The sequence below is a fragment of the Pantoea sp. GM_Pan_3 genome, assembly GCF_026541045.1.
GTDB classification, from domain to species: Bacteria; Pseudomonadota; Gammaproteobacteria; order Enterobacterales; family Enterobacteriaceae; genus Pantoea; species Pantoea anthophila.
This window is the reverse complement of the sequence record NZ_JALNVA010000001.1, coordinates 704,383-716,889: the sequence shown is the minus strand read 5'-3', so window position 1 is coordinate 716,889 and position 12,507 is coordinate 704,383. Positions and strand designations below refer to the sequence as shown.

At 56.4% G+C, this 12,507-nt stretch carries 13 protein-coding genes; 6 read left to right on the top strand and 7 right to left on the bottom strand.

The features are described from left to right. Positions 1-15: 15 nt before the first annotated feature. The gene (gene xthA / locus OXR04_RS03415) at positions 16-822 is read left to right on the top strand and encodes an exodeoxyribonuclease III (protein WP_265139208.1); all 807 of its coding nucleotides are present in this window, start codon (positions 16-18) and stop codon (positions 820-822) included. 33 nt (positions 823-855) lie between these two features. Here xthA and OXR04_RS03410 read toward each other — a convergent pair whose 3' ends face one another. The 3 genes from OXR04_RS03410 to OXR04_RS03400 form a co-directional block, all read right to left on the bottom strand. After that, on the bottom strand, positions 856-1,164 hold the full coding sequence (locus tag OXR04_RS03410; protein ID WP_267369271.1) for a YnjH family protein: 309 nt from the start codon (positions 1,162-1,164) through the stop codon (positions 856-858). Further along, positions 1,161-3,077: a DNA topoisomerase III gene (locus OXR04_RS03405; RefSeq protein ID WP_009089894.1), complete on the bottom strand. Its 1,917-nt coding sequence runs from the start codon at positions 3,075-3,077 to the stop codon at positions 1,161-1,163. Before OXR04_RS03405 ends, OXR04_RS03410 begins: the two co-directional genes overlap by 4 nt. 189 nt (positions 3,078-3,266) lie before the next feature. Beyond that, positions 3,267-3,818, bottom strand: coding sequence for an NAD(P)H nitroreductase (locus tag OXR04_RS03400; protein ID WP_009089893.1), 552 nt, complete (start codon positions 3,816-3,818; stop codon positions 3,267-3,269). A 173-nt stretch (positions 3,819-3,991) separates the two neighbouring features. Between OXR04_RS03400 and sppA the strand changes: the two genes are divergently transcribed. The 3 genes from sppA to pncA all read left to right on the top strand — a co-directional run bounded on the left by sppA (position 3,992) and on the right by pncA (position 7,579). Further along, a complete protein-coding gene (gene sppA / locus OXR04_RS03395) occupies positions 3,992-5,854 on the top strand; it encodes a signal peptide peptidase SppA (RefSeq protein ID WP_009089892.1) in 1,863 nt (620 codons plus the stop codon). 85 nt (positions 5,855-5,939) lie between these two features. Then, the gene (gene ansA, locus OXR04_RS03390) at positions 5,940-6,953 is read left to right on the top strand and encodes an asparaginase (RefSeq protein WP_009089890.1); all 1,014 of its coding nucleotides are present in this window, start codon (positions 5,940-5,942) and stop codon (positions 6,951-6,953) included. Between the two features lie 17 nt (positions 6,954-6,970). Further along, positions 6,971-7,579, top strand: a complete 609-nt coding sequence (gene pncA, locus OXR04_RS03385) for a bifunctional nicotinamidase/pyrazinamidase (protein WP_046101931.1) — start codon at positions 6,971-6,973, stop codon at positions 7,577-7,579. 29 nt (positions 7,580-7,608) lie between these two features. Here the strand turns inward: pncA and OXR04_RS03380 are convergent, their stop codons facing one another. Both OXR04_RS03380 and msrB read right to left on the bottom strand, forming a co-directional pair. Further along, positions 7,609-7,890, bottom strand: coding sequence for a DUF1315 family protein (locus tag OXR04_RS03380; protein WP_267369270.1), 282 nt, complete (start codon positions 7,888-7,890; stop codon positions 7,609-7,611). 5 nt (positions 7,891-7,895) lie between these two features. Then, positions 7,896-8,306, bottom strand: coding sequence for a peptide-methionine (R)-S-oxide reductase MsrB (msrB, locus tag OXR04_RS03375; protein WP_046101932.1), 411 nt, complete (start codon positions 8,304-8,306; stop codon positions 7,896-7,898). Between the two features lie 341 nt (positions 8,307-8,647). Between msrB and gapA the strand changes: the two genes are divergently transcribed. Together gapA and OXR04_RS03365 are read left to right on the top strand one after the other, a co-directional pair. Continuing rightward, positions 8,648-9,646: a glyceraldehyde-3-phosphate dehydrogenase gene (gene gapA / locus OXR04_RS03370; protein ID WP_046101933.1), complete on the top strand. Its 999-nt coding sequence runs from the start codon at positions 8,648-8,650 to the stop codon at positions 9,644-9,646. A gap of 74 nt (positions 9,647-9,720) precedes the next feature. Further along, complete coding sequence (locus OXR04_RS03365; protein ID WP_046101934.1) at positions 9,721-10,620, top strand: D-hexose-6-phosphate mutarotase; 900 nt, start codon at positions 9,721-9,723, stop codon at positions 10,618-10,620. On the opposite strand, the gene OXR04_RS03360 is transcribed toward OXR04_RS03365, so the two are convergent. Both OXR04_RS03360 and OXR04_RS03355 read right to left on the bottom strand, forming a co-directional pair. Beyond that, entirely contained in the window at positions 10,617-11,468 is an 852-nt protein-coding gene (locus OXR04_RS03360) for an aldo/keto reductase (RefSeq protein WP_267369269.1), read from the bottom strand. The two genes, OXR04_RS03365 and OXR04_RS03360, sit on opposite strands and share 4 nt — an antisense overlap. Before the next feature lie 72 nt (positions 11,469-11,540). Next, positions 11,541-12,290, bottom strand: coding sequence for a MipA/OmpV family protein (locus tag OXR04_RS03355; protein WP_009089879.1), 750 nt, complete (start codon positions 12,288-12,290; stop codon positions 11,541-11,543). Positions 12,291-12,507 lie beyond the last annotated feature (217 nt).

Genomic DNA, 12,507 nt, shown 5'->3' with positions numbered 1-12,507 from the left:
ACCATGGTTGACCTCATGAAATTTGTTTCATTCAACATCAATGGGTTGCGCGCCCGACCTCATCAGCTTCAGGCGCTGGTTGAACAGCATCAGCCCGATGTCATTGGCTTACAGGAAACCAAAGTCCATGACGAAATGTTCCCGCTGGAAGAGGTCTCAAAGCTGGGTTATCACGTTTTCTATCACGGTCAGAAAGGCCACTACGGCGTGGCACTGCTCACCAGAATGCAGCCGGTTTCAGTGAGCCGGGGCTTTCCGGGAGAGGATGAAGAGGCACAGCGCCGGTTGATCATGGCGGAAATTCCCAGCCCGATCGGCGACATCACGGTCATTAACGGCTATTTCCCGCAGGGTGAAAGCCGCGACCATCCCACCAAGTTTCCGGCAAAAGAGAAGTTCTATCGCGACCTGCAGCGTCTGCTGACCGAAGATCTGCCTGCCGATAAACCGGTTCTGATCATGGGTGACATGAACATCAGCAGCACCGATCGGGATATTGGAATTGGCGAGGATAGCCGCAAGCGCTGGCTGCGAACCGGTAAATGCTCCTTCCTGCCGGAAGAGCGCGAGTGGATGGATCGGCTGCTGGGCTGGGGCCTGGTTGATACCTGGCGTGAACATAACCCGGAGGTCGCCGATCGCTTCTCCTGGTTTGATTACCGTTCAAAAGGTTTCGATGATAATCGCGGCCTGCGCATCGATCTGGTGCTGGCAAGCAGAAATCTGGCAGCACACTGCGTTGAGACCGGCATTGATTATGAGATCCGTGGCATGGAGAAGCCCTCTGATCACGCTCCCATCTGGTCGCTCTTTCGCTTTTAACTGATGGTCGCGTGGCAGAGCGCCACGCGACACTTATTTCACTATCTTCCAGATCAGGTTGTTGGTGCCGATGGAGTGCTCATCCCGGGCGCACTGCAGCAGCACCCCTTCCGACTTCACCACCGCGCCTTCACTGTAGTTACGGTTTTCAAAAATACAGCAGCGCAGGCAGTCTGGCTGACGTCGCTCTGCCTGCGTCCAGGCTTCCGGCGGCATATCCACTACCACATCGGTGTTCACACCGTTATTACCGGGTGGCATCGACTGATAGCGACCGTTGGCCTGTACTGCGCTGGTTGCCAGCGACAGGGCCAGCACCATCAATACTGAGTAATGCCTCATTCCGTCTCCTTCACTTTACGTCTGGTTTTGCGCACCGGACGCTTCTGTCCGGTGGAGGGTAATCCCCGAAAGGCATGTGCCGCAGGCTGCTGTCGCGCCTGGTGGATCAGACCGGTTAAGGTCTGGACCAGGGGTTGCATAAACTCCTCATAACGACAGGCCTTTTCGCTGATACGGGTCAGTGTCGACTCCCACTGCGCCGTCATATCCGGGCGGGCAGCCAGATCGGGCAACGAGTGAATCAGGGCACGTCCGGCCTCGGTCGCGTTGATATATCGCCCTTTCTTCACCAGGAAACCACGACGAAACAGCAGTTCAATAATGCCAGCCCGCGTCGCTTCCGTTCCTAAACCATCGGTCGCACGCAGCACTTTCTTTAATTCTTTATCCTGAACGAACCGGGCAATGCCGGTCATCGCAGAGAGAAGCGTGGCATCGGTGAACGGACGCGGCGGCTGGGTTTGCTTCGCCAGCACCTCGCCGCGCTCGCACAACAGCGTATCCCCTTTCGCCACCACCGGCAGCGGCATGCCGTCATTCTCCTCGTCACGCTCTTTGCTGCCCAGCAGTGCACGCCAGCCCGCCTCTGCCAGGAAACGCGCTTTCGCAACAAATTTTCCCCCGGCAATTTCGAGGTCAATGACGCACTTACGGAACACCGCATCCGGGCAGAACTGCATCAGATACTGGCGCGCCACCAGCTCATAAATATGCTGCTCGTTTTCCGTAAGCTTTACCGCACCGGCGCGGGCCGTCGGAATAATGGCGTGGTGGGCGTCCACCTTTTTATCATCCCAGCAGCGATTGCGCCGATCCGCATCGAAATCAGCGGGCGGGGTCAGCTGTGACTGATGCGCCTGAATCGCCTTAAGTACTGCATGACGCCCGGCAAAATGTTCTTCGGGCAGATAGCGGCTGTCCGAACGGGGATAGGTAATCAGCTTGTGGGTTTCATACAGCCGCTGACAGGTATCCAGTACCGTCTGCGCACTCAGCCCGTAACGTTTTGCCGCCTCAATCTGCAGGCTGGAGAGTGAGAATGGCAGTGGTGCCCCCTCATTTTCCCGTTTATCGCTGTAGGCCGTGACCGTCGCTGGCTGACCGGTAATCCGGGCTACCACATGATCTGCCAGGGCGCGTCTGAGCAGACGGCCCTCTTCATCCTGCCACGGCTCACAGGCTTCGCTGGGGATCCAGCTGGCCACAAACCGGGTGCCATCAGGCGTGACGATGTGGGCTTTAACTTCGAAATACTCTTTCGGCAGGAAGTTTTCAATCTCTTCATCGCGCCGCACCACCAGCCCGAGCACCGGGGTCTGCACCCGGCCAACCGACAGCACGCCATCATAGCCTGCATTTCGCCCCAGCAGTGTCCAGGCGCGGGTCATGTTAATGCCATAGAGCCAGTCTGCCCGGGCGCGAGCCAGCGCCGAAACACACAGCGGAATAAATTCGCGATTCTCACGCAGACGGTTGACCGCCCGATCCACCGCCTGCGGGTTAAGATCGTTGATCAGGCAGCGCTGCACTTTGCTGCGTTTTTCCGCGGGCAGTTTCAGATAGTCGAGCACTTCATCGACCAGCAGCTGACCTTCGCGATCCGGGTCACCGGCATGCACCACTTCTGTCGCCTGTGCCAGCAGTCCTTCGACCACCTTCAGCTGTTTCGCGACCGACGGGCGCGGTTGCAGCTGCCATTTTTCGGGAATAATCGGCAGGTCCGCCAGCGACCAGCGTGCATAGCGGCTGTCATAAGTGTCGGGCTGCGCCTGCTCCAGCAGGTGCCCTACGCACCAGGTGACAATCTGATCGTTGCCGCAGGCAATAAATCCATCACCCCGTCGATGCGGTTTCGGCAGTACATCGGCAATCGCACGTCCCAGGCTCGGTTTTTCCGCAATAAACAAACGCATTGAATCAGCTATTCCTTAACATCAGGGAAACGGAGAGTAACCGGCTCGGCTGTCGGTGTAAATTCAGGGCTATGTTAGCCTGGCAGGCCTGCTGGCGTAAGCATGACGCACAGTGTTAGCGATCGTTCGCACAGGAACCGTGCAAAGAGCAGGGCCGAGAACGCCCTGCTTCCAGCTGAAAAAAGAGGATCAGAAATAACGCACGAAAGGCGTGGTGTCAGGCGGGAGAACCGTGGTGCTTGATTTCAGTTGTGGCGTGCCAAGATAGAGGAAGCCGACAATGGCATCCTGCTCCCGGCAGCCAAATGCCTGCCGCACCTGCTCGTCATCGGTCCAGGGACCGCTGCGCCAGATGCCGTTGTAACCCTGCGCGACGGCGGCCATCTGCATTGCCATGACTGCACAGCTGGCTGAGGCAATCTGCTCCCAGCGCGGCACTTTATGATGCTCCTCGCAGTGGGCCACCACCGTGATGATCATCGGGGCGCGAAACGGTGACTGACTTGCTTTGTTAATCGCCTTTTCATCCAGCTGTTTTTCCCGTGCCGCCCGCTCCAGCAGCTGGCTCATCCGGTCGCGCCCCTCCTTTTCCACAATGACGAAGCGCCAGGGTTGCAGGGTGCCATGATCCGGGGCGCGCATGCCCGCCCGCAGGATATTTTCAAGGATCTCACCCGCCGGGGCAGGTTCACTCAGGCGTGAGGCCGAACGACGATTTACCAGTAATTCAAGGGCGTCCATGTTTCTCTCCCGATCTCTGTATTGTTGCCTTCATCCTGGCACAGCCAGATTTTTTGTAACAGTGCGCGGTGATTTCCTGCTGACTTTTAACACGGCGCTCTTTAGGATGAGTTCGTCGGGGAAGCCGGGGCCGCGCGGCGGCCACTTCCTGCTACATATTTATGGAGAGTCTGATGCGCACATTGTGGCGAATAATCGCAGGTCTGTTCCGCTGGAGCTGGCGGGTATTAAATTTTATCAGGGAATTCATTCTGAATATTTTCCTGATTTTGTTGATTGTGGTGGGTGTAGGGATCTGGCTGCAGGTCAGTGGCTCAGGCAGCAGTTCAGCCCCCATTCAGCAGGGCGCACTGAAAGTCGATCTCAGCGGCGTGCTGGTCGATAAACCCTCAGTGAGCAACCGTCTCAGCAAAATTGGCCGTCAGTTACTGGGCGCCAGCAGCGACCGTTTGCAGGAAAACTCACTGTTTGATGTGGTCGATGCCATTCGCCAGGCGAAAGATGACAGCAACATCAAAGGGATGGTGCTCGATTTACGTGAGTTTGCGGGCGGCGATCAGCCGTCACTGCAATATGTGGGTAAAGCGCTGCGGGAATTTCGTGACAGCGGCAAGCCGATTTATGCCCTGGGCGACAGCTACAGCCAGGCGCAGTACTATCTTGCCAGCTATGCCACCAGAATCTATCTCTCACCGCAGGGCACCGTGGATCTGCACGGTTTCGCCACCAACGGGCTTTATTACAAAACCCTGCTGGAGAAGCTGAAAGTGACCTCGCACGTTTTCCGCGTCGGCACCTACAAATCGGCGGTCGAACCTTTCCTGCGTGATGATATGTCCCCTGCCGCCCGTGACGCAGACAGCCGCTGGATTGGTCAGCTGTGGCAGAACTACCTGAACACCGTGTCGGCGAATCGTCAGATTACGCCGGAACAGCTGTTCCCGGGTGCGGCGGCGATTATTGCCGGGTTGAATGCAGTCAAAGGTGACACCGCGCAATATGCGCTGGATAACAAGCTGGTCGATGTTCTGGACTCGCGCGCGGCGGCCGATCAGGAGCTGGTAAAAACCTTTGGTCTGGATAAGCAGACTAACGATTACCGCAGCGTCAGCATCTATGACTACAGCGTGAAGTCCGCCTCAGCACAGCAGGATGGCAACATCGCCGTGGTGCTGGCCAGCGGTGCCATCATGGATGGTGAAGAGACGCCGGGCAACGTCGGTGGCGACACCACGGCGGCGCAGATCCGTGATGCGCGTCTCGATCCCAAAATCAAAGCGATTATTCTGCGGGTGAACAGCCCGGGTGGCAGCGTCACCGCCTCTGAAGCGATTCGCGAAGAGCTGGCGGCGGCGCAGGCAGCGGGCAAACCGATTGTGGTTTCGATGGGCGGTATGGCCGCATCCGGCGGCTACTGGATCTCAACGCCTGCCAGTTATATCGTGGCGAACCCCAGCACGCTCACCGGCTCGATTGGCATCTTCGGGGTCATCAATACCCTGGAAAACAGCCTGGATAGCATCGGGGTTCACACCGATGGTGTCGCAACCTCGCCGCTGGCGGATATTTCCACCACCAAGGCGCTGCCTGCTGAAGTGCAGCAGCTGATGCAGCTGACCATCGAAAATGGCTACCGCAACTTCGTTGGCCTGGTGGCGAAGTCCCGCCATAAAACGCCGGAACAGATCGATGCGATAGCCCAGGGACACGTCTGGACCGGCAGCGATGCGAAAGCCAATGGTCTGGTGGATGCGCTGGGTGACTTTGACGATGCGGTGAAGAAGGCGGGTGAGCTGGCCAAAGTCAGCAAGCCGCAGCTGAGCTGGTATCAGGATGAGCCGGGCTTCCTGGATCTGATCCTGGGTCAGATGAATGCCTCAGTGCAGGCCGTGCTGCCTGCCACGCTTAAGGCCTGGCTGCCCGCCCCCATGCTGGATGTGATGAGTGCGATGAAAGCCCAGCCGGGTCTGCTGGACCATCTCAACGATCCGCAGAACCGTTACGCATTCTGCCTCAACTGCGGCGAAGTGCGATAAACCTCGCAGCCCGGCCGCTGGTCGGGCTGCTTTTCCCCGCTATTCCCCTTATACTGCGCGTTTTACGGCAAGTCTGAGTGTTTTCATGCAAAAGAAAAATATCTATGTAGCCTACACGGGCGGGACAATCGGTATGCAGCGTTCGGCGCAGGGCTATATTCCGGTTTCCGGCCACCTGCAACAACAGCTGGCAGACATGCCGGAGTTCCACCGCCCTGAAATGCCTGATTTCACGATTCACGAATATCAGCCGCTGATCGACTCCTCTGACATGACGCCGGAGGACTGGCAGTCTATCGCTGAAGATATCCGCCAGAACTACGATCGCTATGACGGCTTTGTGATCCTGCATGGCACAGACACCATGGCCTTCACCGCCTCCGCGCTCTCATTTATGCTGGAAAATCTGGCCAAGCCGGTTATCGTCACCGGCTCCCAGATTCCGTTAGCGGAATTACGCTCGGACGGTCAGCAGAATCTGCTGAACTCCCTTTATGTGGCGGCCAACTATCCGATTAGCGAAGTGTCGCTGTTTTTCAACAACACGCTCTATCGCGGTAACCGGACCACCAAGGCGCATGCCGATGGCTTTAACGCCTTTGCCTCGCCTAACCTTCCGGCGCTGCTGGAAGCGGGTATTCATATCCGCCGCCTTAATACGCCGCCGGCCCCTGCCGGTCAGGGTGAGCTGAAAGTGCACACCATTACCCCGCAGCCGATTGGCGTGGTCACTATCTATCCGGGTATCTCTGCGGATGTGGTGCGTAACTTCCTGCGTCAGCCGGTAAAAGCGCTGATCCTCCGCTCCTATGGCGTAGGTAATGCGCCACAGAACAAAGAGTTTCTGGCTGAACTGCAACAGGCCAGCGAACGTGGCATCGTCGTGGTGAACCTCACCCAGTGTATTTCAGGCAAGGTCAATATGGGCGGCTACGCCACCGGCAATGCGCTGGAACACGCGGGCGTGATCAGCGGATCGGATCTGACCGTGGAAGCGGCACTGACCAAACTACACTTTTTACTCAGCCAGGATCTCTCTGCCGATCAAATCCGCGCCCGGATGCAGCAGAATCTGCGCGGCGAACTGACCGAAGACTGACTACGGAGCGAATCAGAATGAAGCGGGCACTCATCATTATTGATATACAGAACGATTTTTGCCCCGGCGGCCCGATGGCAGTCCATGAGGGAGACCAGACGGTCGACGTGGCAAATCGCTATGCGCGAGCCTTTCGCGAGAACGGGGAATGCGTGCTGGCCCTGCAGGACTGGCATCCGGCCGACCATGGGAGTTTCGCCTCGGTCTCCGGTGAGCCGGTCTATACCCTGGGTGAGCTGAACGGTCTGGCACAGATCTGGTGGCCCGATCACGGCATTCAGGGCTCGGCCGGCGCAGACTTCCACCCCGGCCTGGATCGTTCGCTGTTCGATGCAACCTTCCACAAGGGTCAGGACCAGGATGTCGACAGTTACAGCGCCTTTTTTGACAATGGTCATCGCCGTAAAACCGAGCTGGACAGCTGGCTGCGCGAGCGTGGCATCACTCATCTGGTGATGCTGGGGCTGGCGACCGACTACTGCGTTAAATACAGCGTTCTGGATGCACTGGAGCTGGGCTATCACGTTGAGGTGGTCAAAGAGGGCTGCCGCGGCGTGAATCTGAATCCTGAAGACAGCGACATCGCCTTTGCGCAGATGACCGCGCAGGGCGCGGTTCTGATTTAAAACAGAGCTGGCAGGACGCCAGCTTTTTTTTAGTGCAGATGAATACGGGTCACGTCCGATTCAATGCCGAACTCTTCCTTCAGCTCTTTTTTTGACTTCATCACCATCTCCCCCCCTTTGCCGATGGTCATGTGCTGCGGCGTATCGTTGTGTCTCGCCTGCCACATCATGACCAGCTGCAGGCAGTTGTCACGCTGCTCCTGGGTCAGGGCCACGCCGTCCGGCCACTTACCGATCTCCACCGCCGTTGCCAGACGCTGATAGACTTCCGGCGTCATTGACGCCAGCATGGCTTCCAGTTGTTCCTTCATCGCCCTTACCCTCTGGTCTGTTCGCCCTGCTCATCGGTGAAATTCAGCGAGGCGGAGTTTACACAATAGCGTTCGCCGGTGGGCTGCGGACCATCCGGGAAAACATGCCCGAGGTGCGCATCACAGCTGCCGCAGCGGATCTCCACACGCTGCATACCGTGAGAGTTGTCTTCGATATAGCGAATCGCCTCATCACTGACCGGCTGATAGAAGCTGGGCCAGCCACAGCCTGAGTCATATTTGGTTTCTGACAGAAAAAGGGGCGCTTCACACACCAGACAGTGATAGATGCCCTCCTGTTTGTTGTGCAACAGGGCGCCGCTGTAAGGCGGTTCCGTTCCGCGATGCTGAGTAACGTAGCGCTGCATTTCAGTCAGCTGCGCAATTTTTGCTTCGGGTGCGGTCTCTTTAGCCATTTTAGGATTCCGGGCAGTGCCATTCTGAAAATTTCGTCTATTATTCTAACAAATGATCAACATAACCCGGGTCTTTTTTTGTGCTCACCCTTTCACTCTGCCCATCGCAAAGCGGATTTGTGACTTCGATCACCTTTTATCCGGAGCATCCCTATATATTCGGCGATTGATTCAATGAAGCGCGATATCATTGGCGGCGCGCAAGCGGTTGCGCACCGAATAATTCCTCTCAGGCGAATTGATTTGTCGCAACAATTGACACGATTCCGCTTGACGCCTGGTAAGGTTTTTGTAATTTTACAGGCAACCTTTTATTCACTAACAAATAGCTGGTGGAATATATGACTATCAAAGTAGGTATCAACGGTTTCGGCCGTATCGGTCGCATCGTTTTCCGTGCTGCACAGAAGCGTTCTGACATCGAAATCGTTGCTATCAACGACCTGCTGGACGCGGATTACATGGCGTACATGCTGAAGTATGACTCTACTCACGGTCGTTTCGACGGCACCGTAGAGGTTCAGGATGGCGCACTGATCGTAAACGGTAAAAAAATCCGTGTTACTGCTGAGCGTGACCCGGCTAACCTGAAGTGGGATGAAGCAGGCGTTGACGTTGTTGCAGAAGCAACCGGTATCTTCCTGACCGACGAAACCGCACGCAAACACATCACCGCAGGTGCTAAGAAAGTCGTTCTGACCGGTCCATCTAAAGATGACACCCCAATGTTTGTTCGTGGTGCAAACTTCGACAAATATGAAGGCCAGGATATCGTTTCTAACGCATCCTGCACCACTAACTGCCTGGCACCGCTGGCAAAAGTCATCAACGACAAGTTTGGTATCGTTGAAGGCCTGATGACCACCGTTCACGCGACCACTGCTACGCAGAAAACCGTTGATGGCCCGTCTCACAAAGACTGGCGCGGCGGCCGCGGCGCATCTCAGAACATCATCCCTTCATCAACCGGCGCAGCGAAAGCCGTTGGTAAAGTTCTGCCAGAGCTGAACGGCAAACTGACCGGTATGGCGTTCCGCGTTCCAACCCCTAACGTTTCCGTTGTTGACCTGACCGTGCGTCTGGAAAAAGCGGCATCTTACAAAGAAATCTGTGCTGCAATTAAAGCTGCTGCAGAAGGCGAGATGAAAGACGTTCTGGGCTACGTTGAAGATGACGTGGTTTCTACCGACTTCAACGGCGAAGTCCTGACTTCCGTGTTTGACGCTAAAGCGGGTATCGCGCTGAACGACAACTTTGTGAAACTGGTTTCCTGGTATGACAACGAAACTGGCTACTCAAACAAAGTTCTCGACCTGATTGCACTGGTTTCTGCTAAATAAGGCAGCCAGACATCATTGAGAATAAGGGCGACTTCGGTCGCCCTTTTTTTGATCCGCACAGGAAGGAATCGAACATGCAAGACAAACTGTTTTCTCTGCCGGTAGTCACGCAGATCTCCCCTTACCTCTCGCAGCGCCAGGTGGGTGAATTACCGACCATTGTCGTCAGCCATCCTAAAGTCCGGGCGGCGATTACGCTGCAGGGCGCACACCTGATCGCCTGGCAACCCAGCGGTGAAAAGCCGGTGCTCTGGCTGAGTGATAAGAGCCTCTTCTCACCGGGTAAAGCCATTCGCGGCGGCGTGCCGATCTGCTGGCCCTGGTTTGGCCCCGCTGGTGAACCGGCACACGGTTTTGCCCGGGTTCAGCCGTGGAAGCTGACCGCGCATGACGAAAATGACGAGGGGGTGATGCTGACGCTGGTGCTGGAGAGCAATCCCCAGACGCTGAAACTCTGGCCACATGAGTTCACCCTGATTGCCCGCTTCCGTCTGGGTGAGCATTGCGAGATTGAGCTGGAAGCCTATGGTGATTATGAGGCCACGGCGGCGCTGCACAGCTACTTCAGCGTGAGCGATATCAGCGGTGTAGAGGTCTCCGGTCTCGGCAACAGCTATATCGATAAAGTGAACAACGGCGAGACCGGCAGCAGCGACGGCAGACAGCGTTATCCAGGCCGCATCGACCGCATCTTCACCGCGCCGGAAGATTGCTCGGTGATTCATGACACAGCGGGTCAGCGTCAGGTCGAGGTTTATCATCACCATCATAGTGACGTTGTCACCTGGAACCCCGGCGTAGAACTCTCCTGTAGCATGGCCGATATGGCGAATGAGGGTTATAAAACGATGGTCTGCGTGGAAACCGCGCGCATCAGTAAACCGCTGCGCAGTGCGGGCGAGAAACCGGCACGGCTGGCCACGACGTTCCGTCTGAAAAAGAAAGCCGCCGCCAGCGACAAGGCTATCGGCTAAACGATATCCAGCGGTAATTTATGCTGCGGTGCAGGCCAGGCGCGATCGATAAGCTGAAGCTCTTCGTCGGTCAGCACCACCTCCAGCGCCGCAGCATTCTCCTGCACGTGGGCCACAGAGCTGGCTTTAGGGATAGCGATCACGCCAGGCTGACGAATCACCCACGCCAGCAGAAGCTGCGCCACGCTGATGCCCTTCTGCTGTGCAATCTGAGTCAGCAGAGGATCGGTAAAGAGCGTATCCCGCAGCCGACCCGCCTGCGCCAGGGGACAGTAGCCCATCACCGGCACGCCCCGCTGCTGACAGGCTGGCAACAGATCAAACTCAATACCGCGTGACGCCAGATGGTAGAGAACCTGATTGGTCGCACAGTGCTCCCCATTGGGTTCGTCCCACAGTTCGGCCATGTCATCTGTATCGAAGTTTGACACCCCCCAGAAACGAATCTTGCCCTGCTGCTGCAGCGTTTCCATCGCGCGCAGTGTCTCTTCCAGTGGAATATTTCCGCGCCAGTGCAGCAGGTAGAGGTCGAGGTAATCGGTCTGTAACCGGCGCAGACTGCGCTCGCAGGCTTCAATCGCATCTGAGTGACCTGCATTCCAGGGATAGACTTTGGAGACCAGCAGGGCCTGATTGCGGCGACCGCGCAGCGCCTCACCGACGACCTCTTCTGCGCTGCCATCCGCATACATTTCGGCCGTATCGATCAGCCGTAACCCGCAGTCGAGTCCGGCCTGCAGGGCAGCGACTTCACGGGCACGCTGCGACGGATTTTCACCCATAAACCAGCTGCCCTGACCGATAACCGGCAGCGACGCATGGCCGGCAAACGTGATTCTGTTGCGCATTCTCTTCCCTTACCCCATTACGGGGCCCTGTAAAAGAACAGAGGGCGGTAAACGCCCTCTTTTAGTGCATACTCAGAAGCTGTAGCTGACGCCGGTCCAGACCGTCGCCTGCCCGCTTTTATCAATCATCGGGCTGTCTTTGATTTCGCTGTCAAAGCGGGTGTAACGCCCTACTACTCCGACGTTCCACTGCGTGTCAATCTGATAGCTGGCGCTCAGCTCAACATAAGGTGACCAGCTGTCATCCGGATTATAACGACTGATGCCGGTCCGGGCGCTCTCATGACCGGAGACACCGTAGTAATAACGGTTCTGATTGGCACTGTTCCACATGGCACCGATGCCTGGCGTCAGGCTGAAGTCGCCCATCTGGAAGCGATAGAGATAGGTCAGGTCCCAGATGACGCCGTTGCTGTTGTTCAGCACATCACCCAGCAACGCGGTGCGAACAATCCCCCAGTCTGCCGTGTGACGGTAAGTGGCACCGCCCATCAGCGTCATGCGGCGCTTATCCAGTCCTTTCATGTCGCCCAGATCGTTGTCGCTGGGTTTGTACTCCTGCGGTGACCCCAGCAGGGTCAGCGACAGCTGATTCTGTGGATCTTTCCACAGGTAGTAACCGCCCTGCAGGCTGCGGAACCAGAAGTTTTCACCCTCGTAGTTGATCACCGGAACCGGCAGATACCGGTCCTGTCCGCCGCGATACGGTGACTCTGCGTAGATGACCGATGCACCCAGAGAAAGCGGATCGGCACTCGCCTGCCCGGTAAGTAAATAACAGGGCAGAAGGGCAACAAGCGTCTTAAATTTGAATTGGTTCACAATTTATTCATTCCATAAATATAACAATCAAACCCTAAGTCTAACGGTTTTTTACCGCTGGATTAACTTATATCAAAATCCTTTAAGTCAGTTACCGATGCAGGTGGCATTAAAGGTTAAAAGTACGTTAAGTTAATGCTTCAGTCAGTTGAACCCATCTCACAACAAATCAAAATTGCCGTTGATCTTCCCCGCATTCACGCAAACCCACGGAGGA

Coding starts and splice junctions, on each gene's coding strand:
- sppA (WP_009089892.1), top strand. CDS start 3,992: ATGCGCACATTGTGGCGAATAATCGCAGGTCTGTTCCGCTGGAGCTGG.
- xthA (WP_265139208.1), top strand. CDS start 16: ATGAAATTTGTTTCATTCAACATCAATGGGTTGCGCGCCCGACCTCAT.
- OXR04_RS03405 (WP_009089894.1), bottom strand. CDS start 3,077: ATGCGTTTGTTTATTGCGGAAAAACCGAGCCTGGGACGTGCGATTGCC.
- OXR04_RS03365 (WP_046101934.1), top strand. CDS start 9,721: ATGCAAGACAAACTGTTTTCTCTGCCGGTAGTCACGCAGATCTCCCCT.
- OXR04_RS03360 (WP_267369269.1), bottom strand. CDS start 11,468: ATGCGCAACAGAATCACGTTTGCCGGCCATGCGTCGCTGCCGGTTATC.
- msrB (WP_046101932.1), bottom strand. CDS start 8,306: ATGGCTAAAGAGACCGCACCCGAAGCAAAAATTGCGCAGCTGACTGAA.
- pncA (WP_046101931.1), top strand. CDS start 6,971: ATGAAGCGGGCACTCATCATTATTGATATACAGAACGATTTTTGCCCC.
- gapA (WP_046101933.1), top strand. CDS start 8,648: ATGACTATCAAAGTAGGTATCAACGGTTTCGGCCGTATCGGTCGCATC.
- OXR04_RS03410 (WP_267369271.1), bottom strand. CDS start 1,164: ATGAGGCATTACTCAGTATTGATGGTGCTGGCCCTGTCGCTGGCAACC.
- OXR04_RS03400 (WP_009089893.1), bottom strand. CDS start 3,818: ATGGACGCCCTTGAATTACTGGTAAATCGTCGTTCGGCCTCACGCCTG.
- OXR04_RS03380 (WP_267369270.1), bottom strand. CDS start 7,890: ATGAAGGAACAACTGGAAGCCATGCTGGCGTCAATGACGCCGGAAGTC.
- ansA (WP_009089890.1), top strand. CDS start 5,940: ATGCAAAAGAAAAATATCTATGTAGCCTACACGGGCGGGACAATCGGT.